This window comes from Asaia sp. Ae19-3 (assembly GCF_059801175.1).
The window spans coordinates 1766668-1788301 of the sequence record NZ_JBCHWF010000001.1 but is presented as its reverse complement, the minus strand read 5'-3'; the positions used below and the strand labels follow the sequence as shown (position 1 = coordinate 1788301).

Sequence of the window (21634 nt, the reverse complement as noted above, 5' to 3'; positions counted from 1 at the left end):
AAAGGAAAAATCGCGCAAAAGGGGCGTGGCTGAAGCAGCGTGTTCGAAACTGGCCCTGTCTGGGCGCGGATCTGGAGTGCAGCGCGCGGGATGATGTGGCGGTTCCCGCAAAAGGCTCAAGAGGTAAAAGCGGCGTTCTATGGCACTATTTGGTGAAGAGGCTTAAACCCGCCTCATGCTGACACCACAAACCATCGCCGTGATCGGCGCCGGGCCTGCCGGTCTTGCCGCTGCCGAAAGCCTCTCTTCCGACGGGTTCGATGTGGTCGTCTATGATCAGATGCCAAGCCCTGCGCGCAAGTTTCTCATGGCCGGGCGCAGCGGTCTCAACCTGACCCATGCGGAAGATCTCGATAAATTCCTTACCCGCTATGGCACCGCAGCTTCCTGGCTGGCGCCGATGATCAGGGCCTATCCTCCGCAGGCATTGAGACGATGGGCAGAGGCTCTCGGCCAGCCCTGCTTTACCGGCAGCAGCGGGCGCGTTTTCCCCGAGGCGATGAAGGCCTCGCCGTTGCTGCGGGCATGGCTGGCGCGACTGGCCGAACGCAATACGCGGTTCGAATTGCGTCATCGCTGGGCAGGGTGGGACGAAGCCGGAAGCCTGCTGTTCGAGACCCCGCAGGGCAAAAAGACAGTGACGGCCGCAGCGACCGTTCTCGCTTTGGGCGGCGCGTCATGGCCGCGCCTCGGCAGCGATGGCGGCTGGACCCGGTTTTTGCCGCCGGAAAGCCTGACGCCACTGCAACCTGCCAATTGCGGTTTCATCACAGGCCTGCCTGCAGCATTTCACGAGCAGTTTCATGGTGAGGTGCTGCATTCCATAACCATCAGCGGGGCAGGGCAGAGTGCCAGAGGCGATGTGACGATTACCCGTCAGGGCATCGAGGGCGCGCCCGTCTATCGGCTCTCCTCATTCTGGCGCGACGCCTTGCAGCGTGAAGGGCGATTGCAGATCATGCTCGATCTGCGACCCGGTATGACGCAGCAGGTCCTGCAGGCTCGCCTTGAAGGGTTTCGGGCGCGTGAGAGCCAGTCAGGCAAGCTGCGCCGTCTGGGCCTGTCTCCTGCTGCGCGCTGGCTGCTGCGTGAGGCCACACCCGCTCATGCGAGCGCCGACAGGCTTGCCCAATGCATCAAATCCTGCCCGCTCGACCTCATCTCACCGGATTCCCTCGCCCGCGCCATTTCGACGGCTGGTGGCATAAGGCAGGCGGCGCTCGATGACGGGCTGATGGTGAGACAACGCCCGGGCGTGTTTGTGGCAGGAGAGATGCTGGACTGGGAGGCGCCGACAGGTGGCTATCTGTTGCAGGCCTGCTTTGCCACCGGGCGTCATGCAGCACAGGGGGTGAAAAACCACCTGCGACAAAACCCGTAATCGCCCCTGCGATGGCTGACTCCGGAGGCGAGTTGCGCTAGGGACAGCCGCATGAGCGTATCGATCACGATGGGCCGTGGCCGTGACGGCGCGGATGTCCAGCTGGACCTGACAGAACTTCTCGCAACCCGCCTGCTGGTGCAGGGTAATTCGGGCTCGGGAAAATCGCATCTGCTGCGCCGCCTGCTGGAGCAGACGGCAACACTCGTCCAGCAGGTCATTGTCGACCCGGAAGGCGATTTCGTGACCCTGGCCGATAAATACGGCCATCTTGTCATCGATGCGTCAGAGCAGACAGAAGCCACGCTGCGCGCAGCAGGCGAGCGTGCCCGCGCTCATCGCGCCTCTGTCGTGCTCAATCTGGAATCGGTCGAGGCTGAAATGCAGCTGCGTGCTGCAGGGTCTTTCCTCAATGGCATGTTCGAGGCGCCGCGCGCCCATTGGTATCCCGTGCTGGTCGTGGTGGACGAGGCGCAGCTTTTTGCTCCTGTCGCCAGTGGTGACACCTCTGACGAGGCGCGTCGCCTGTCGCTCGGTGCCATGACCAATCTGATGTGCCGCGGCAGAAAGCGCGGTCTTGCCGGGGTGATTGCGACCCAGCGTCTGGCCAAGCTGGCCAAGAACGTTGCGGCAGAGGCCTCCAATTTCCTGATGGGCCGCACCTTCCTCGATATCGACATGCTGCGCGCTGCCGACCTTCTGGGCATGGAGCGGCGCACGGCAGAAGGCTTCCGCGATCTTGCGCGTGGGCAGTTCATGGCGCTCGGCCCGGCGCTGAGCCGCAGGCCGCTCATGGTGTCCATCGGTGCGGTAGAGACAGCAAGCCATGCGACGGGGCCGGTCCTGACGCCATTCGAGGCGCGCCCTGCCGAGGATAATTACAGCCTCATTCTCGAACCCGTGGTCGAAACCGTGCCACGCCCCAGAGAGCGCCGTGCGCCGGCGCCCGATCTGCTGGCCCAGCTCGACTCCTACGCCGCCGCAGCGCCGGTCGAGGAGGTTGCGCCTGTTGTCGAGGCTGCCCCCGATCTGCTCTGGCGCCTGACCGAAGCCGTGGTGGCAGAAAACGACTCCGCCTATCGTCCTCTGGCGACGCTCTATCAGGATTTCCAGCTGCGAGCGCGTATCGAGCGCCTCGACCGGAACGTGCTCGATCTCGGGGCCTTCCGCCTGCTTCTGGCCAGTGTGCGCTCGGGCTCCAGCTTCGAGCAGGCGCAGGAGGAAAGCTGGGAGCAGGCGCTCGAAATTGCCCGCACAGTGCCGGAAGACGTGCAGGGCGTGGTGCTGCTTCTGGCCCGTGCCGCGCTCGATGGCGCTCCCTGTCCCGGAGATGACGCGATTGCCGAAGCCTATGGCACGCATTCCCTCGGTCGCGCGCGCAGACAGCTCGCCTATCTGGAAGAGCGTCAGATCATTGTCGTGCAGGATATGCCCTCGGGTCGACGCATTGCCTTCATCGGTTGCGGCTGGCAGACCTGCGGATAAGTGCAACCGCGCTGGCTGGCGCGTCGTTTGCTCATGAGTTGCTGCCAGCCCGACGCGGGATTGTGGAGAAAATTATGACAAATGATGAACTGATCGCCCTCGTTTCGCTTAATGGCGAGGAGGCCACCTACGACGCCCGTCTCTCCGGTTACGACATCACTGTGCCGGTGCGGATCGAAGGGGGCGATGGGCACTACATCATCAAGCATCTCGTCAAGCCCATGTATTTTTCAGGCGCGATGATCATCGACGTCAAACTTCTGGACGCCGACGCCTCCCATCACGAATGAGGGCCGAGGCGGCATAAAACGGGGAGCCGTATGGCCGAAGAAAACAGGAAGGTGCTGCCGGGCGCGCTGGCAGCACTTGGCATCGTTTTTGGTGATATCGGAACCAGCCCACTTTATACCCTCCAGACCGTCCTGAACGACACAGGGTCGACAGACCGCGAGACGCTTCTCGGCGGTTTCTCTCTGCTGGTCTGGACCATGATCCTGGTCGTGGCGGTCAAATACGCGACCGTCGTGATGCGCGCCGACAACAAGGGTGAGGGCGGTATTCTCGCCCTTTTCTCTCTTGTCGGCGGCTCCTTCGGCAAGCACTGGTACACGCGCGGCACGCTCCTTGCCGCTGCCGGGCTGTTTGGTGCTGCCCTGCTCTACGGTGATGGGGCGATCACGCCTGCCATCTCGGTTCTGAGTGCCATCGAGGGCATCGGGGTCGTGACCAAATCACTACAGCCCTACATCCTGCCGATTGCTGCCGTTATCCTGTTCGGCATTTTCGCTATCCAGCCTCTGGGAACGGCGCGCATCAGCGCTGTCTTCGGGCCGATCATGCTGCTCTGGTTTCTCGCCCTGGGCGGGATCGGGCTCAGCTCGCTGCTCCATGATCCGTCAGTGCTGATCGGGCTCAATCCGTTCTATGGGCTGCACTTTCTCTATGAGCATGGCGCCAATAGTCTCGTCATTCTGGGTGCCGTCTTTCTTTCCGTGACGGGTGCCGAAGCGCTTTATGCCGATATGAGCCATGTCGGGCGCCCCAGTGTGAGGCTGGCTCTGGCTGTTATCGTATTGCCTATGCTGGTGTTGAGCTATGCCGGGCAGACAGCGTTTCTGGTCAGCCACCCGCAGATCAAGGACAACCCGTTCTTCGCGTCCATGCCCCATGCACTGGTGCTGCCGATGGTGGTGCTGGCGACGTTTGCGACCATCATTGCCAGCCAGGCCATCATCACGGGCGCTTTCACGCTCACGCGTCAGGCCATGCAGCTCGGATGGTTTCCAAGCCTCAATATCCGCCAGACGTCGGACAGCGAATACGGCCAGATCTATGTTTCGGTCGTCAACTGGATGCTCATGGTCGTGACGCTGCTGATCGCGCTGAGCTTCAAGAGCTCCGATGCGCTCTCAGGGGCCTATGGCACGGCAGTTTCCACAACCATGCTCATGACGACACTGCTCGTCTTTGATGTGATGCGCGAACGCTGGGAATGGCCGCTCTGGAAGGCGCTGCCGATTGCCCTGTTCTTTGCGATCATCGATATCGCGTTCTTCGTTGCCAATCTGCTCAAGATCGACAAGGGCGGCTATGTGCCGCTTCTGATAGGTCTGTTCATCTACATCATCATGACAACATGGCGCCGTGGTATCATTCTGCTTCGAGCCGGTCTGGCGCCCCTTGGTGAGCGTTCGGACAAGGTTCTGCAGAAGCTGCGCAATGGCGAGATGATCAGAACGCCGGGAGCGGCTGTCTTTCTCTCGCGCTATGAGAGCGCCCTGCCGCCCATCGTCATGCGCCATGTGGCCGATTTTCACTGCCTGCCGGAGCAGGTTGTGGTGCTCAACGTCAAATTCGACACTGTACCCCGCATCCCTGCCGATGAGCGCATGACAACCAAGGATCTTGGCAACGGGATCTGGCAGATCAACGTCACCTTCGGTTTCGTCGAGATACCCAATCTCTATTACGTGCTCGGCCAGGCAAAAGAGCAGGGCTGCACGCTGGACCTCGACAAGCTGGTGTTCTTTGCTGGCGATGACGACGTGGTGCCAGATCTCAAGACACCCAAGATGGTCTCGCCGCGTCGCATTCTGTTCGGGTTTCTCTATCGCAACGCGGTGCGTGCTTCCGACCGGTTCACCCTGCCGCGCGAGCGTCTGGTTGAAATCGGGCATCAGGTCGAAATCTGAACCCGAGCGGTTTTTCACTCTTCTACCATCAGGGCGTCTTCGAACGTGAGGAGGCCCTGATAATTCAAGGAAAAAGTCCATGCGTCCACTTCTCGGCCTCACCCTGCTGGCCTTCGTCGTCGCCGCCCCTCTCGCCCATGCCGAACCGGGCGGATGCCTGAAATACGGGGCTGCCGGTGCTGTCGGCGGCCATCTGGTCAATCATGGCGTGCTCGGCGCTGTCGGTGGGTGTGCCACGGGCATGTACAAGCGTCACGAATACCGCAAGGAAGCTCGTGAAAAGGCCGCGCTCTATGACAAGGAGCATCCGGGCGCCAAGGGCAGCTATGAAGAAAAAGCCACGGCCTATGATGTCGAACACTCGACCCAGCCTGGTAAATCGGCCCCTTCGGACGCGCCTGCAACAAAGGATTGATTGCGGTCTGACGTCCTTACTGCGTTCTGCTCTCGTATGGTATTATGCCTGCGAGGGCAGTCCGGCCGGATTTGCCGTATCCGGAAAAGTAACGCATTGTATCTTGTGTCAAACTATGACAATCAGGGCGGGTCTTCCCTCGCAGGCCAGAACGACTGATTCTTATGTCCGTCATTACCCCTATCAAGTGCGGCCCGTCGGCTTCGGTGCCGGGCTCCATCGCCATCGTCCTGCGTGATTTCCGTCTTGGCGGCAGCGAACGCGTGGCTATCGGTCTCGCCAATTACTGGGCGTCGCGCCAGATTGCCGTCACCCTTCTGGTGGGTCGCGACGATGGCCCGCTAAGGGCGCTGCTCGACCCTTCGGTCGAGATTGTTGACCTGGGCCTTAGCCCTGCTCTGGGTGACACGCGTCTCGCCTGGTCTCTCGCCTTTCACGCACGCGCGGTGCTGCGCCAGCGTAGGATCGAGTCCTGCTACGTGCCGGGCAACAGCCACTGGCCCGTCATTCCGATGCTTAAATCCCTGCCCGCCGGACAGGCCCCTCATATCGTGGCGCAGGTGAGTTCGCCGGTCTGTCGCAGCAATCGCTCGCGTCTGGTCCAGATTGGTTATGACTGGCGTATGCGTCGATTGCTCGGCAAGGCCGATGTCATCACCACACTCAGCGAACCTCTGGCGCGTGAGACGCGTGAGATCGTGGGGTGCGCCCATGTCGATGTCGTGCCCTTGCCGGCATTATGGGATGAGGGGCGTCCATGCCCTGTGCCCGAAGGGTCGGCGACCATTCTTGCAGCGGGGCGCCTCGTGCCGATCAAGGGGTTCGATCTGCTGATCAACGCCTTTCATGCGGTCGCCGCCCGGCGCCCCGAGGCAAGGCTGGTGATCTGTGGCGAGGGGCCGGAACGCGGCGCGCTCGAAAGCCTGATTGATGGGCTCGGTCTTGCCGGGCGTGTGACGCTGACAGGTTATGTGCCCAGCATCCGCCCGTATCTGGAGCAGGCGCGCCTGTTCGTCCTGTCCTCTCATTGCGAGAGCTTCGGTGCTGTTCTGCTCGAAGCCCTGGCTGCTGGGCGGCAGATCGTCTCGACGCGTTGCTCACCCGCTGTCGACACTCTGACTGCCGACGCCATTGCCGGGCGCAGCGTACCGACACGCGATGTCGCGGCACTCGCCGGGGCCATGAGCGCGCTGCTTTCAGACCCTGCGCCGGATTGCGAAGCCCTTGCTTCCCTCGTTGCGCCCTTTCATGTCTCGCGAGGGGGCGAGGATTTTCTCGCCCTCATGCGTTTCCGGTCAGGGGAGCCGCGCCTGATGGAGCGTCTCGATATGCCAGCTCAGAGCCCCATGGCCTCGATGGCCCATGCAGGGCTCACTGGGCATGCCCTTTGACAAAACCTTTCTATCGCGATCTCTTGCCGCCCCATGGCTTCTGAACCACGCTCGGCGCTGCACCGCATTTTCAGCAATACCGGATTTCTGATTTCCAGCCGGATCATCAACGCGCTGTGCAGCTTTGCCTATGTGGCATGGGCTGTTCACGCCCTCGGGCTCAAGACGTTCGGTGTGCTTTTGCTGATCACCACCTTTGTGACGCTGGTTTCCGACATGACGCATCTGCAGTCATGGCAGACCCTGCTTCATTACGGTACCGCCGCGTTTGAGGCGCGTGACCGGCGTCGTTTCATGCCTGTCCTTGGCTATTGCATCCGTTCGGACATGATCAGCGCAGCAATCGGCCTTGTCGGAGGGGTGATCGTGATTGCCCTGACCAGCACGCATTTTCTGGGCTGGTCAGACCCGGTCAAGCGCGATGCGAGCTGGATGATGCTGACGGTCGCTTTCATGAATACGGGCTGGTCTACCGGCGTAATCAGGCTGTGCAATCGTTTCGGTCTGGCAGCCCTGTTCGATTTCGGTTCGACCTGCGTGCGTACGCTTGGCTATCTGATTGGTTCTCTCTGCCATGCGCCGCTCGAATTTTTCCTGTTCATCTGGTTCCTGCACCAGTTTGCCCTCTTCGCCCTGACCAGTCTTGGTGGCCTCGTATTGCTGCGACGGCATATGGGTGGCGATATCAGGCTTGTTTCGTCATTTCTGACGCCATCCGAGACGCTCGGTATCTGGGGCTTTACGCTGCGGGTCAGTGTCAACCAGATCCTCGATGCGCTGTTCAGACAGGGCGGCACACTGATAATCGGTGCCATGCTTGGGGCGCGCGATGTCGCGATCTATCGCGTGACGAAGCAGATATGCGACGGCCTCGCCAAACCCGCCCAGATGATGATTCCCAGCCTCTATCCCGAATTCGTGCGCTTCAGGGACAACCAGAACTGGAGCGAACTGCGTCATGTCGCGCGTCGACTGGCTCTGGTCATTTTCGGGTTTTCCGCGCTGGCGGTTGTCGTGGCGCTGTTTGGCGGCAAGGCCATCGTCCATCTCATGCTGCATGACAGCTTTGCCAATGAGATGCCGATCATCCTGCTGATGGTGTTCAGTGCCCTTCTGGAAGTCTGCATCATTCCGCTCGAAACGCTACTGACCGTGATGGGGCGTCTGGCCATCATTCTCAAATACCGTCTGGCAGTGATCGCCCTCTATTTTGCGATCCTGGCCGGGTTGATGGCGCTCTGCGGGGTAACCGGGGCGGCGCTGGCCAGCGTTGCCTGCTCGATCATGATTTTCGTCATCTGTCTCGTGCTGGCGGCCCGTTGGATCTCGCCACGCCATGCTGCAAGATACGGCGAGGCCTGAGCGCTCGGGAAGCGGGCTGCCGTCAGCAGGAATCCCCCGCGGCAAGCGCGGGTCTTTCGGCCCGCTTCAGGAGCAGGCGCGGTCTCTGTCGAGTGTCAGCAACAGAAAGGCGGCCACGCTCAGGGCAATCGGTATGACGAAAACCCCAAGTATCTCGCTACTGCCCTGCGTGTCCCTGATGAGGCCAAAGGCCCAGTGACGGTCGGGATAGACAAAGAACCCGACATGAGTCGGGAAATAGGGTTTGGCGAGCCCGATCAGGGCAAACACGGCGCAGACAAGCCAGGCCGATGCACGCAGGAGCTGGGTCATTTTGAAACTGCCTCTGCCCGTAAGCCCGTCGCCCTGAGGGCAGACGATGCTGATTTGGATGAAACACGAAAACGTTCCGCAGCCTGAAGGAACGCCATGGCAGGAAAGCACGTTCTCGCGTCGCTCTTCAACGTCCCTGTTGAGCGCGTCCGGCCATTTTCCCTCACGATCCCGTTTTGCTGGCTCTTCTGAAAAAAGACGCCTCTTATATGTATTGATCTAGAATTCTCTCGGTTATCCGAGTAGCGAAAGACCCTCTGATGACCAGGCGAAAAGTAATGCAGGAAGTGATTGCGTGACCATCATGCAGGAAGAAAACAGGAAGAAACCGGAAGGGGCGGGTAAAACTCCCTCAGCTAGCAGCATTACAGGGCTCGATCTCACCAATTTCTTCCTAGCCGATGTTCAGGGCGGGGTAGGGCCCTACCTGACGGTCTATCTCTCCAGTGCGCGTCACTGGCAGGCCGGGCCGATCGGTATCGCCATGGCCATGGCCGGGTTTGCCGCTGCCGTGTGTCAGATACCGGCGGGGCTGCTTGTCGATTCAAGCATTCACAAACGTGCGCTTGTTGCCGTGTCGGCGCTCGTCACGGCGCTTGCCTGCCTTCTTATCATCTCGATGTCGGGCATGGCCCCTGTGCTGGCCGCGCAGATTCTGATGGGGGCGGCGGCGGCGGTCATACCCCCCGCGCTGGCGGCAATCTCTCTGGGTCTGGTCGGTCGCAGGCGCCTGCCCGGGCGTATCAGCCGCAACCAGGGCATCAACCATTGCGGGTCGTTCGTCTCGGCCATTCTGGCCGGGGTGTGTGGCCAGTATCTCGGCCTGAACTGGATCTTCTATCTCGTCTGCGGGTCAGCCATCGCCAGTGCCTGCGGGTTGCTGCTGATACGCCCGACAGAAATCGACCAGAAAATCGCTCGCGGAAGCGAGGACGATAACAATGAGCCGCCAATAGCGATCGGTCGCCTGCTCTCGCAGCGCCCGGTCTGGGTGTTTCTGTGCGCGATCGTCCTTTTCCATCTCGGTAACGCAGCCATGCTGCCCTTCGCGGCGCAGGTCATGGCGAAAAGCCATCCGGGGGCGGAGGCGGTGACGCTGAGTGCCTGCGTGATCGTTGCGCAATTCGTGATGATGCTCGTGGCATGGGGGGTGGGCCGCGCCATGGCGCACGGGATCGGGCGTAAACCGATCTTTCTGCTCGCTTTTGCCATCCTGCCGATACGCGGCCTGCTGTTTTCCTGGTTCGATGCGCCTTACGCCATTGTGGCCATTCAGATACTGGACGGTATCGCTGCCGGGATTTTCGGGGTGATTGCCGTCATCATTGCTTCTGACCTGACTGATGGCACCGGACGCTTCAATTTCCTGCAGGGGATGGTGGCGCTGGCTGTCGGGATCGGGGGCGGGCTCAGCAATCTCATCGGTGGCTATATCGTGCAGTATGAGGGCTATCGTGTGGGGTTCCTGTCCCTGACGGCCATTGCCATACTGGCTTTCGTCTTTTTCCTTTGCCTCATGCCTGAAACGCGGGAGTCCGATGAGTCTCCGTCAAAGCTGCCGCAGGCGGCTTGAGGGCGTCGTCAGATGATTGAATATAGTCTCTGGGGGCTTTGCGCTTTTGCGATTGCCGGGCTGCTTTTCAGACCCTGGCAATTGCCAGAGGCGCTGTGGACGTCTCTTGCGGCGCTGATGGTGCCGCTTCTTGGCCTGTGCAGCTGGCATGATGCGGGCAAGGCCATCGCCTCAGGCAAGGAAGTCTATCTTTTCCTCTTTGGCATGATGGTTCTCAGCGAGGTCGCCCGTCAGGAAAAACTATTCGACTGGCTCGCGGCGTCGGCGCTGCTCCATGCCAAAGGATCGGGGCGGCGGCTCTTCCTGCTTGTCTTTGCCGTCGCAATCGTCACCACGGCATTTCTGTCAAATGACGCCACGATCATTCTCCTGACGCCACCCGTCATTGCCGTAGCGCAGAAGGCGCGGATCGACGCATTCCCTTCCTTGCTGGCCTGTGCGTTTGTCGCCAATGCAGCGAGCTTTCTGCTGCCCATCAGTAATCCGGCCAATCTGGTGCTTTACGGGGGCGAACCGCCCGGTCTTTTGCCTTGGCTCGAGCGCTTCCTGGTGCCTTCCTGCCTCGCGGTCGGTGTGAGCTTCATTCTGCTTTTTGCATTGGTGCGACGCGAGATCGCCAGCCGGTTTACTGGCGCCTGCGATCTGCCAAGCCTCGACCCGATAGCGAGGTTCGTCGCATTGGCGCTTTTCGGGGTGATCGTGCTTCTGACCCTCGTCTCCTTTCTGCATGGTCCGCTCGGCTGGGCGACAGCACTGAGCGGGGCAGGGCTTGGTGTGGTGGCAACGATGCTGCGTCGTCAGTCACCACTCCCGGCGCTTCGCGAGATTTCGTGGTCGGTCTTTCCGCTCGTGGCGAGCCTGTTCGTGCTTGTTTCGGCTGTCGAACAGAGCGGCGTCATTCAGAAACTGGCTTCGCTCATAGTGTCATACGGGAACGGGGCGACGGCAATTCTGGTCACGGGGTTCGGCTTAGGTCTGTTGAGCAATGTCATCAATAATCTGCCTTCCGGCCTGCTTGCCGCGCAGCTTGCACCTTTGCTGGCGTCCCATAGCCCTGCCTTGCAGGATGCGCTGCTGATCGGGGTCGATCTGGGGCCCAATCTGACGCTGAGTGGCTCTCTGGCGACCGTGTTGTGGCTCATTATCCTGCGCAAGCACGGGCTGAACATCAGTTATGCGCGCTTCATGCGCTATGGCGTCATACTGACTCTGCCAGCTCTTGCTGCGTCTTTGCTGGTCCTGATGCTGTAGAGAGGCCGTTGCCTCGCCATTACGGTGAAAAGCGCGAATAGCGTGTGCGCGCCAGAAAATATCGTGCGGCTCGGCGCAGGCGGCGTCGCTGGCGAGCGTTGTCGTCTTGCCAGGGTCTGAAATCACTGTTTCCTGCCACATGGGTCAGGTTGATCCTATCATGCAGACCATCTGACGGAAGTAAAAGCCTTCTTGATCGGAGGGGGGGGGGGATGAAATTGTGATCAGATCGATCTTCTGCAGGATCTTCCAGACGCGAGAGATGGCGTACGGAAAGGTGTATTGTGGGCCAGGTAGTACAATCAGATCTCAATCGGCTGATAGTTGTCCGGTGGCATGGCCAGAAATCAGGAATATCAAACATAAGAGCACAAATTCGACTTGATGAATCTGATAAGGAGTATGGGCATGGAAGATAATAACGATATCGTTGAAAAGAATCGGAGAGGTCTCGAAAAAATTTTTGGGGAGCCAATTGTATTCGACTATGAGACAGGAATCGCTGGAATAGAAAGGTATGAAAATCGAGAAGTAATTTATTTCGAGATCACAAAAAAAACCTGCAATATCTACTCAATTTCGTGCCCTTCTGAATACGAGCATATTTAGTTCAGGAAAAAAGATAGATATCGAAGGCGGTACTTGTATTCTTGGTTTGTGGACGCTCACCTTACCATCCGGGAAAATGTTTCGTGACCTTTCCTATGATGGCGATATCCCAGGCTGGAGGCGTGCCCTTGAGGCGAGCGCAGCAGAGAGAGGCCTTCGGATCGGACGAATAGAAGACCTCAAACTGGTCATCTCTGACGGAGAAATTGTGGCACTGTCCGAGTGTTCGGCTCGTCGCGGTCCAAAATGAAGCGAAAGCCTCAAGTTTTCGCACTCTGATAGAGGATGACGGTACGTCCGTATCCTTTCTGCTGGAGCTCCATGATTATGGTTGAACTTTCGTTCTCCGCCTACGGTCTTATGGCAAGGCAAAGGATCAACACCATTCAGTTCGAGAGTATAAGATCGACTTGATAAAGCTGGTGGGGAGAATGGGCATGGAAGATAATGACGATATTGTTGAGGCAAATCGGAGAAGTCTCGAAGAAAGATATGGTGGTCCGATTGTATTTCAATCTGAGATTGGAATCGCTGGAATAGAAAGGTATGAAAAGCTAGAAGTGATGTATTTCGAGTGCACAAAAAAACCGGCAATGTCTACTCAATTTCGTGCCCTTCTCAATACGAGCATATTCAGTTCAGGAAAAAAGATAGATATCGAAGGCGGTACCTGTCTTCTTGGTTTATGCACGCTCACCTTGCCATCCGGGAAAATGTTTCGTGATCTTTCCTATGATGGCGACATCCCAGGCTGGAGGCGTGCCCTGGAGGCGAGTGCAGCAGAGAGAGGCCTGCGGATCGGACGAATAGAAGACCTCAAACTGGTCATCTCTGACGGAGAAATTGTGGCACTGTCCGAGTGTTCGGCTCGTTTCGGTTCAAAATGAGGCGAAAGCCTCAAGTTTTCGCAATCTGATAGAGGATGACGGTACGTCCGTATCCTTTCTGCTGGAGCTCCATGATTATGACTGAACTTTCGTTCTCCGCTTCCGGCTTGGCGGGGCCGGTAATCGAACCACGGCAGGCACGTCATGACCGTGGTCAGGATCTGCGCAAACAGACTCGTCGCAGTTCCCATGCCGAATGGAGCGCAGCGCCAGACCGGGCCGACCCTGTCTCGTTACTGGTCAAGCAGGGGGAGAGCCGCATTCAGGACCTCCTGCCCATACGTTACGAGCGTATGCGCGCCTCGCCTTTTGCCTTTCTGCGCGGCAGTGCGGTCGTGATGGCCGCTGATCTGGCCACGACGCCTGCGACCGGGCCGGTAGTGCAGAGTTGTGGCGATTGCCATCTGGCGAATTTCGGCAGCTATGCCTCGGCAGAGGGAAGGGCAGTCTTCGATATCAACGATTTCGACGAGACCTATCCGGCGCCTTTTGAATGGGACCTCAAGCGCTTGGGCACGTCCTTCATTCTCTCCAGTCTTGAAAGCGGGTCATCAGAAAGTCAGGCGCGTCAGAATGCGCTGATCATGGCCAAAACCTATCAGCACGAAATGACCCGCCTCGCGCCAATGAGCCCGCTGGAAATCTGGTCCGACCGGATCGATCTGGCGGCTGCCATAGAGGGTTTTGCAGACAAGCACACACGCAAGGGCATTGCGGCTCGTCTCGAGGCCCGTCTGGAAAGTGCGCGCGACCATTTTGGACTCGTATCGTTCGACAAGAATGTACCGAGTCTGAAAGTCAAGCCGCCACTTGTCATGCGTCTGCCCGCACGCGATGACACCATTCGCGAGGCTTTTGACCGCTATGTTCTGACCCAGCCACCAGAGCGTGCGGTGCTGCTGTCGCGCTACAGGCTGCGCGACATCCTGTTCAAGGTCGTCGGGGTGGGGAGTGTCGGCACCTATTGCGCCATCGGTCTGTTTGCAACGCCGGACGGCGAAACCCTGCTGCTGCAGATCAAGGAGGCGCAGGAATCGGTGCTCGCCTCCCACCTCGCCGGGCCGCGCTACGACAATCAGGGACAGCGCGTCGTGATGGGGCAGAGACTGATGCAGGCCAGTTCGGATACTTTCCTTGGCTGGACGCATAGCGAACCGGCCAATCCGGACCGCCGAGCCGGAAAACTCGATGGCGCAAACCGGCAGTTCTATGTGAGGCGTCTCAAGGATAGTCGCCTCGCGGCTATCGGCGCCGATGTGGCGCAGGAAGGGCTTGATGATTATGCGGCGCTTTGTGGCCGTGCCTTGGCCCGCGCCCATGCCCGCTCTGGCGACGTGGCAATGATTGCCGGTTATCTGGGCTCAGGTGACAGCTTCGCCGAGGCTGTTGTCGCTTTTTCACAAAGCTATGCCGGGCAGACGAAGCAGGACTGGAAAGCCTTCAACGAGGCGATCGAGAAAGGAGACCTGCCTGCGGCCCAGGCGAAAAAACACTAGGTGCATGACGCATAGTGAGGGCGGCGGCGCAGCAGATGGCAGAAAAGAGCTCGGCTCTGTGTCGTAGCGCGTGGCAATATGGTGCCAGTCCTTATGCTCCCCGTTATCGGGGTGAAATCCCTGCGGCGCTTTCAGCGATTGTTGGGTGTTCTGGATGGCTCATCCTGCTGCAGGACATACCGCCCGGGCAGCCCGTTATGGTCCACAAGAATGCTTCCTTGCGATACATGCCGGTCATCAACCTCTGGTTGGTCGCTGCCCCTGGTGAATGAATGGCTCCAGACGTGCCATCTTCTCGTGCGTCAGCCAATATAGATCGCTTATATTCACACAGAGTTTGGATAAGACCTCCATACTTGCACCAATGGGGCCGCAGCTTGGGGGAACCTGGATTTGAGTTCGAGCCATTAAAAAATGGTGTGGTGGCATATAAATAACGCGCAGGTGAATGAGTGAATAATTTTACTAAAATAACTTTATTGAAGAGAGATTTTGTAAGTAGTGGTTGTGTATTCAGATTACCTGCAAGATATCCTTATGAGTCTATAGTCGATTTTATGCTTTGCAGAGTGCCTTCTAGCGATAGCTACTTCGGTCTCATTGTGACAACGGGTTATAAGGCAGGGATAATATTTCAATTATTGCCTGCAGAGTGCTTGCATGATAGCGCAGCGGTAAGCTTGTCTTGGATTAAAGATAACTGGAACAAGTGGATTTATGAAGACTGTTCTATCGACGAGGTTTTATTTTCAGAAGGATATCTCGCAGAGCCTGATCAAGGTACGTCTGAAGGGTAGAACCGGGTCGGAAGAGCCTGAGGCCAGTTATTGTCGAACTTTATTCGTCCAGAGAGTTAACTGGCAAGCAAACCGAGGCTCCGGTATATTACCGATGGTTATTTGTCGCGATGCTTACGACGGGTTCGATAGTTCTATGCCAGAAATAATCGTGGTTTATTATAGGTATCATAAAAATAATTGGTAAGTTTTATGCATTCTTGCAGCTTATTGAAGAGTAATTCTTTCTCGTAAAGATCGGATTTCCAGGAAACATAAAGGTTTTCTTTCTCCTTTACTCCTCTCTCCGTCATCCAGTCCGAAAAGTGTTTGATAAAAATCTCTCTTCTTTCTTCTGTCCTGTTTTCTGCTTTTGATTTTCCATCGAGATAAACCCTAATTTGCGGTTTTATGGTATTCGTCAGGCTTCTGAAGTATATTTTTACTTCTAGGCTGCCATTCCAGGATTTGATGTCCCATCGCGGGCCGTTGGGCCAATATCCTGAGATGACGTCTTTTCTGCGTCCTTCCATAGCAGAGGAAATCACGCTCGATATCTCCCCTGTAAAGAGTTTGACGACTTCAGCCTGGAGATTTTTGATTTTCCGAATATCGGCAAGGTTGTTGAATACGAATTTCTGGTTTCTGTTTTCCATGTGATGTTCCCATGTAATATTCTCCAGATGCTCAAGTAGTTCATGAGCAAAAATGAGCCATTTCTGTCTATATGTCTGGTCGTTGACGGCTGGAAGTCTTCTGCGCACGGCTTTGATGAAAACAGGATAGCTTATACCCTTCCAGCCTGCGTGTTCGCTCCAACCGGCAGGTGACAGGATTACATAATGTAAGATCTCATTATTTTTCTGAAGATTCTGAACCGCATATCTTTCGTAAGAAATGAATGGATTTGCCTGGTTGTGTCTGATCTTGTTTTCTATGATCATGGACCATGAATGCCCTTCGAGAATCAGGTCCAGGCGCTTTCCATCTTCCGTTACCACTTCACGCTTGGGTTTGCGCAAAAGTGTTCTGTAATCATCTCCGTCCAGATCCAGCGCAGACATCAAGGCCCTCAGGAAGATATTACCGAGACCATGCTCATTTTCTTCGAACAGAAAAAAAGATAACAGGTTGGTGATCTGGTTTTCATAATGATCGACCCCCATGAGAGTAAGAAGATTTTTAGGGGGCTTCTTAGGGAAATACTCCCGAGCATTCTCAAGAAATTTTTCATATGTTTCCATGAAAACTCTCTGACCACAAAACAAATATAATCAATTCATCATGTCCCATGAGTACATCATGTAACCACAGATGCCATCTGCTTTTTTTTCGACCGGAAGCGCCAGAACCCGTGGCGCATAAGAGAAAAAGGAGGGTCAAGCTCCGCTTGATCGTTACCGCCTGAACGTCAGGCGAGGGGGAGTGCGTCCTGATGCCCCCTCTGTTCCTCCCTGATATCCCCCATCTGCGGGGGGAAACGTTGGTTATCCGGGGGCTGGCAACTTCGCCGAGGCTGTTGTCGCCTTTTCACAAAGCTATGCCGGGCAGACGAAGCAGGACTGGAAAGCCTTCAACGAGGCGATCGAGAAAGGAAACCTGCCTGCTGCCCGGACGGAAAAACACTAGGCCTAAAAAGAGGGGCGTTCAGCGATGGTGAGGGGAAAGCACGATAAACGCGCCCATCAAGGGGACGAACAAACACAGGGCTGACACGACGAGGCAGAGAAGGGGCAGGAATATAACCTGGCGTTTCGTCCCGTTCAGGCGCCAGCTCATGGCCATCCAGGCGATCGACCCGGTCAAAGGGAAAAAGAGAAGTTTCACCGTGGGGCTGGGATCAACTTCATGGCCTAACTGCAGGATCTGGAGCGCATCTTCAGGGTGAAGCGCTGTCAAGAGCCAGGCATTACCTCTGCTAATGAGCTGGCCGATGACGCGTGCAAGCAGAAGGGGAAGCGTGACGAAATAAGCCAGATTATCGAGCGAAACGATCCGCATTGAGAGAATATTGAATCGACGCAGGAGCAACAGCAACGTAAGGGCGAGAACTAGCGACAGGATGATGATCGGTGTGATGCGAAAATCAAAATGCTCGCTTGTTCCGCTTATGAAGGCTGCCACGATGGCTTCAAGCAGGATGAACTTGCCGATGAATGTTTTGATGGGGTTTTTCTTTTTCTTCATCATACCTTCGGAATTTAAGAGCTGATTTTAGTATTGTCTCCGGGATTTAATTATTATTTTCTATTTCCTGGTTCAATGAAATGCCATTTTTCCCGTTATAAGAAGCAGGCTCTGAGAAATTCTTGAAATTTTGGCATTTTGCCAATATAAAAAATTTGCTTTGATGCAAGTTGAAGCGATTTTGACGAAAAAAATTCTGGAAAAAAATGACTGAAAAGAAGAACGACTGCGTTTTCTCCAAGATGAGCCGTCAGTATCGGCCCTCAGTCCATTTCACCCCTCCAGCGGGCTTCATGAATGATCCCAACGGCCTCATCTTCGATGGCGCGCAATATCATCTCTATTATCAGCATAACCCCGACGCCGCCTTTTCGGCTAATATCTGCTGGGGCCATGCAATCAGCACCGATTTGCTGAACTGGAAAGACCAGCCGATTGCCGTGCCGGCTACGATCGATGGCCAGGCCTATACGGGCTGTGCCGTTCTGGATCGCGACAACAGCTCGGGGCTTTTCCCAAATGCCCATGGCACAAACATCGCGGCGCTTTACACGCGTTCTCTCCCGACGAGGCAGAGCCAGTATCTCGCGGTCAGTACGAATAACGGTCAGAGCTTCGAAGAGTATCAGGGTAACCCCGTTCTGGATATTGGCAGCCCGAATTTTCGCGATCCACAGGTTTTCTTTCATGAGCCTACGCGCAAGTGGGTCATGGCGCTTGCTGAGGTCGAGAAACACCAGATCGGCTTTTACGGCTCGATCGATCTGATTCACTGGACGCATCTCAGTAATTTCGGCCCGGCGGGTCTGCCGACCGTCAATTACGAATGTCCCAATCTCATCCAGATACGTGATGAGCATGGGGCATTGCGCTGGGTATTGTTCGTCTCGATCAATCCAGGCAGCCCGATGGGTGGCAGCGTCACGCAGTATTTCATTGGTGAGTTCGATGGCGCTGTGTTCACCCCCTCGGATGCCATTCTGCGCCTGACCGATTTTGCGAAGGACGCCTATGCCATGCAGGTCTATAGCGGCTTGCAGCCGGGTGAGGCCGTGACTTTTGCCTGGATGGGCAATTGGCAATATTGCCAGGAACTGCCGACGCAGGACTGGCGCGGTGCCATGTCGCTGCCGCGTCGTCTGTCGATCCGCCAAGACCCCAATGGTTACCCGCGTCTGGTCCAGACGCCCATGAATATCGAGAAACTGCGTCGCACGCTGCTGTGCGAAAAAGCGGCCTACCTGCCAAAGGGCGCGCATCGTGACATCTCGCTACCCACAGGCAGGGCCATCGAGCTGGTAATTCGCCTAAAGGTCGATGAGTCTTTCCAGACCGATCCTGCGATCAGCGGTCCTGAGATCAACCGCTTCGAGATAGCTTTCGCCAATGATGCGGGTGAAAAACTCTCTGTGGGCTATGATGTACCCAGTGCGCAGATCTGGCTTGATCGCAGCAAGCTGCGCGGCTTCGATCATCCTTTTTATACCGGGCGTTTTGCCGCGCCGATCAACACGGCGCTCTATCCAGATGCTCGTATGCTCGACCTGCATCTTTTTCTCGATGGCTGCGCTTTCGAGATTTATGCCAATGAGCATCTCGAAACCGGTACGGCGCTCGTCTATCCAGGAAAGCCACTGGACATGCTTCGACTGAAGGCTGATGGAATTGGTGTCACGATCGACCATTTCGAGCTCTATACGCTCGATAAGACAATGTGCCGGGAGACACTGTAGCCGTATTTCTGCGGTGTGTTTGGCCGATAAGGCGGCGCGCGCTGTAAGCGTCTGACTGCTCCGGGAGCTGGCGCCGTTTAGGGGCGTCAGCTTTTCCTAAGGAGAGCGCCAAGCGACATACCAGCTTGCGCAGGTATTTATTTAACGCGGCTTATACCGCGCGTAGTGCCTGTTCTGGGGCAGTTGAAAAACCGATCCTTGCTTGATCGGCGTTCAGCAAAAGGGCAGGCGATTGCAGTCTAAAGCCTCACGCGCTATCACAGGCGTGCAGAGACGACGTTCCTGCCTCCAGTGGAGTTTCAAGACCGGGACGGCCCGGCGGAACCCGATTTATGGAGGCCGTCATGGCGTGGGTAGTGCTATTTCTTGCAGGTTTGAGTGAAATCGTCTGGGCGTCTGCCATGAAGCAGTCGGCTGGATTTACACGTCTTGTCCCAAGTGTGGTGACCGTGTCAGGCATGGCTGTCAGCGTCGTGCTTCTCGCCTGGGCAATGAAAACCCTGCCGCTTGGCACAGCCTATATGATCTGGACCGGCATTGGTGCTTTGGGCGCCTTTCTGATCGGCGTTGCCTTTCTGGGCGAGGCCCTCAGCCCTGCGCGTGTCTTGGCGGCCCTGCTGATTGTCATGGGCCTGGCGTTGATGAAATTCGCAAGCTGATGCCGGACTTGCCTTGCTGGTACCGGGATAAGCGGACTCATTGGACACGTTATCGGCGATAAAACGTTTCTTGATCGTCCCCACTCATGGCGAAGCCTCATCTTTCATGACTGCGGAGGAGAAATACCCCTTGCCCCCTCGGGAGGGCTTTCAGGGATGTGCATCAGTCCCTCGCTGTAAGGTGCGGCAGGGGGCAGAGCGATACGGACGGTCTCAGTGAGGGTAATCACGGCGGGGGCAGCATCAGCCGATACGGATGCAACGGCGCTGGATGGCGTTTCACAGCAGATTTTCAGTTATACGGCGCATATCCTGACCACGCAGGATACGCCCGCACCCGGCGCGTATAGCGATACAATCGTGATCGATATCCAGTTCTAAAAAAATCCGACCCGGATGCGGGGCCTTATCCGTCATTCTGTTCCGATACGACACGCTGGCGCGGTCTTTGTTACAGTCCCTTTCGCTTCGTTCCTCGTGCGGATCGAGCGTGCCTGTCATAGGGCGGTGTAGGAAACTTCAGAACGGGGTTGCGCCATTCAATGACACGCCGGATGACCTTATCCGCTCTCTCCCTGCTTTTCGTGGCACTGCCCTCGGGAGCGGCCCGCGCGCAGAGCGGTACGGTATATAACGGGCAGGTCTATGCTGCCGCCCCTTCCGCTGGTGCTGTCGACGGAGCATCGCCCGACGGAGAGGATTCCAGCAAGCGCTGCCGACGGCCGCCGCGAGGGCATCTCCCCCCGCCACCCCCGGGAAATGGATATGACGGGCCTCCTCCGGATGGTGATGACAGACGCGGACCACCGCCTAGTGAGGGGCCTCATGGGAGACCTCCCCATGGTTGCCGTCCGCCGCCACCCCCGCCAGGAGAAGGACCGGGGGAACGATGAACATGGCTAGTGGAAAGAGGCTGCGGGTTCGTGCTTCAGGAAGCCGCTACGTGTCGCTGTGTTTTTGCCTGGCGCTCATCCTGTCGGGTTGTGCGCAGCGCACCCGGCCGGATATGGACGTCAATGGAACGTCCGATGAATCGGGGCAGAGTGACAGAATGCAGCAGGGCAGGGCGGGTGGTGGCCCTTCCGGTGGCAGCATCTGGCCTGAAATCGCCCGCACGGCCCTTCAGACGGGCATGGGTTTTCTTCATCACTGACCGGGTTGGGGGCGTATAAATAGTTTTAAACTCCCGCCAATCGCCCGGCTCGGATTTTCAGCGTTATACTCTTGGCGATCATAGCTGAGAGAGGTTTCCCCATGCAGCTCACCCTGGCTTTGGACTATATCGACAAGGCGCTTCATCTTGCCCGCGAGCGTGGCGTGCCTGTCGCTGTGGCGGTTGTCGACGCAGCCGGCCATCTGGTCGCTTTCAAGAAAGATGACGGCACCCAGCTTGGCAGCATCGAACTGGCGCTGCTCAAGGCCAGAACCTCTGCTTTGTTCCTGCGCCCAACCGAAGCCATGGAAACCGCGCTTCATACAGGCAAGACAATGATTGCCACCCTGCCGAACATGCTCCCCGCAGGAGGCGGCGTTCCGATTGTCCTGAACGGCGCTGTCATTGGCGCCCTTGGCCTGAGCGGCGGCGAAGGCGAGACGGATGCCCGACTGGCTGAGGCGGCTGTTCGCTAGTTCCAACTACTTCCCGACAGAGCAGGACGGGCATGGAGCTTGTGGTGCCTTGCCCCTCTCGCCTGTTCTTTCCAGCCGCGCAGAGCAACAATCAGCGCGTGCCAACGCCCTGCAGACTGCCGGTGACATGTCTCGCTCACGATGCAGAGTCACCCGGAGAGCCGCTGTCAGAGCTGGCACTGAATTTTCAAGGAAATGGCGGACCCGAAAGGATTCGAACCTTCGACCTTCGCCTTCGGAGGGCGACGCTCTATCCAGCTGAGCTACGGGTCCTGCTGGATCGCTTCATAGCCAGA

At 57.2% G+C, this 21634-nt stretch carries 20 protein-coding genes and 1 tRNA gene; 17 read left to right on the top strand and 4 right to left on the bottom strand.

The genetic code is table 11. The features are described 5' to 3' along the window. Window positions 1-175 precede the first annotated feature (175 nt). From AAID99_RS07730 to AAID99_RS07700, 7 genes are all read left to right on the top strand, one after another. Window positions 176-1381 carry a TIGR03862 family flavoprotein gene (locus AAID99_RS07730; protein ID WP_498493588.1) on the top strand — a complete coding sequence of 402 codons (1206 nt, stop codon included), beginning with the start codon at window positions 176-178 and terminating at the stop codon, window positions 1379-1381. Window positions 1382-1432: 51 nt separating this feature from the next. Beyond that, complete coding sequence (locus AAID99_RS07725) at window positions 1433-2866, top strand: helicase HerA domain-containing protein (RefSeq protein ID WP_498493587.1); 1434 nt, start codon at window positions 1433-1435, stop codon at window positions 2864-2866. 74 nt (window positions 2867-2940) lie between these two features. Beyond that, window positions 2941-3156: a hypothetical protein gene (locus AAID99_RS07720; protein WP_188426018.1), complete on the top strand. Its 216-nt coding sequence runs from the start codon at window positions 2941-2943 to the stop codon at window positions 3154-3156. Between the two features lie 30 nt (window positions 3157-3186). Next, on the top strand, window positions 3187-5058 hold the full coding sequence (locus tag AAID99_RS07715; RefSeq protein ID WP_498493586.1) for a potassium transporter Kup: 1872 nt from the start codon (window positions 3187-3189) through the stop codon (window positions 5056-5058). Between the two features lie 79 nt (window positions 5059-5137). Then, complete coding sequence (locus AAID99_RS07710) at window positions 5138-5473, top strand: hypothetical protein (protein ID WP_267312456.1); 336 nt, start codon at window positions 5138-5140, stop codon at window positions 5471-5473. Between the two features lie 164 nt (window positions 5474-5637). After that, entirely contained in the window at window positions 5638-6864 is a 1227-nt protein-coding gene (locus AAID99_RS07705; protein WP_188426015.1) for a glycosyltransferase, read from the top strand. Between the two features lie 33 nt (window positions 6865-6897). Continuing rightward, window positions 6898-8226, top strand: a complete 1329-nt coding sequence (locus AAID99_RS07700) for a lipopolysaccharide biosynthesis protein (protein ID WP_498493585.1) — start codon at window positions 6898-6900, stop codon at window positions 8224-8226. Window positions 8227-8292: 66 nt separating this feature from the next. On the opposite strand, the gene AAID99_RS07695 is transcribed toward AAID99_RS07700, so the two are convergent. Further along, a complete protein-coding gene (locus tag AAID99_RS07695; RefSeq protein ID WP_188426013.1) occupies window positions 8293-8538 on the bottom strand; it encodes a hypothetical protein in 246 nt (81 codons plus the stop codon). 304 nt (window positions 8539-8842) lie between these two features. Between AAID99_RS07695 and AAID99_RS07690 the strand changes: the two genes are divergently transcribed. The 5 genes from AAID99_RS07690 to imm45 all read left to right on the top strand — a co-directional run bounded on the left by AAID99_RS07690 (window position 8843) and on the right by imm45 (window position 15151). Continuing rightward, window positions 8843-10111, top strand: a complete 1269-nt coding sequence (locus AAID99_RS07690) for an MFS transporter (RefSeq protein WP_188426276.1) — start codon at window positions 8843-8845, stop codon at window positions 10109-10111. A 12-nt stretch (window positions 10112-10123) separates the two neighbouring features. Continuing rightward, window positions 10124-11362 carry an SLC13 family permease gene (locus AAID99_RS07685; RefSeq protein ID WP_188426012.1) on the top strand — a complete coding sequence of 413 codons (1239 nt, stop codon included), beginning with the start codon at window positions 10124-10126 and terminating at the stop codon, window positions 11360-11362. 1046 nt (window positions 11363-12408) lie between these two features. Further along, a complete protein-coding gene (locus AAID99_RS07680; RefSeq protein ID WP_188426011.1) occupies window positions 12409-12858 on the top strand; it encodes a hypothetical protein in 450 nt (149 codons plus the stop codon). A gap of 77 nt (window positions 12859-12935) precedes the next feature. Beyond that, window positions 12936-14354: a DUF2252 domain-containing protein gene (locus tag AAID99_RS07675; RefSeq protein ID WP_188426010.1), complete on the top strand. Its 1419-nt coding sequence runs from the start codon at window positions 12936-12938 to the stop codon at window positions 14352-14354. 452 nt (window positions 14355-14806) lie between these two features. Next, window positions 14807-15151: an Imm45 family immunity protein gene (imm45, locus tag AAID99_RS07670; RefSeq protein ID WP_188426009.1), complete on the top strand. Its 345-nt coding sequence runs from the start codon at window positions 14807-14809 to the stop codon at window positions 15149-15151. 134 nt (window positions 15152-15285) lie between these two features. Here the strand turns inward: imm45 and AAID99_RS07665 are convergent, their stop codons facing one another. Beyond that, the gene (locus AAID99_RS07665) at window positions 15286-16374 is read right to left on the bottom strand and encodes a PD-(D/E)XK nuclease family protein (protein ID WP_498493583.1); all 1089 of its coding nucleotides are present in this window, start codon (window positions 16372-16374) and stop codon (window positions 15286-15288) included. 403 nt (window positions 16375-16777) lie between these two features. Then, complete coding sequence (locus AAID99_RS07660; RefSeq protein WP_498493582.1) at window positions 16778-17320, bottom strand: hypothetical protein; 543 nt, start codon at window positions 17318-17320, stop codon at window positions 16778-16780. A 203-nt stretch (window positions 17321-17523) separates the two neighbouring features. Here AAID99_RS07660 and AAID99_RS07655 point away from each other — a divergent pair, with 203 nt between their 5' ends. The 5 genes from AAID99_RS07655 to AAID99_RS07635 all read left to right on the top strand — a co-directional run bounded on the left by AAID99_RS07655 (window position 17524) and on the right by AAID99_RS07635 (window position 21338). Further along, a complete protein-coding gene (locus AAID99_RS07655) occupies window positions 17524-19050 on the top strand; it encodes a glycoside hydrolase family 32 protein (protein WP_498493581.1) in 1527 nt (508 codons plus the stop codon). A gap of 344 nt (window positions 19051-19394) precedes the next feature. Then, window positions 19395-19709 carry a DMT family transporter gene (locus tag AAID99_RS07650; protein WP_498493580.1) on the top strand — a complete coding sequence of 105 codons (315 nt, stop codon included), beginning with the start codon at window positions 19395-19397 and terminating at the stop codon, window positions 19707-19709. A gap of 216 nt (window positions 19710-19925) precedes the next feature. Next, complete coding sequence (locus AAID99_RS07645; RefSeq protein WP_498493579.1) at window positions 19926-20090, top strand: hypothetical protein; 165 nt, start codon at window positions 19926-19928, stop codon at window positions 20088-20090. Between the two features lie 562 nt (window positions 20091-20652). Then, complete coding sequence (locus AAID99_RS07640; protein ID WP_498493578.1) at window positions 20653-20862, top strand: hypothetical protein; 210 nt, start codon at window positions 20653-20655, stop codon at window positions 20860-20862. A 101-nt stretch (window positions 20863-20963) separates the two neighbouring features. Further along, window positions 20964-21338, top strand: a complete 375-nt coding sequence (locus AAID99_RS07635; protein ID WP_498493577.1) for a GlcG/HbpS family heme-binding protein — start codon at window positions 20964-20966, stop codon at window positions 21336-21338. A gap of 196 nt (window positions 21339-21534) precedes the next feature. On the opposite strand, the gene AAID99_RS07630 is transcribed toward AAID99_RS07635, so the two are convergent. Next, a tRNA-Arg gene (locus AAID99_RS07630) sits at window positions 21535-21611 on the bottom strand. Window positions 21612-21634: the final 23 nt, after the last annotated feature.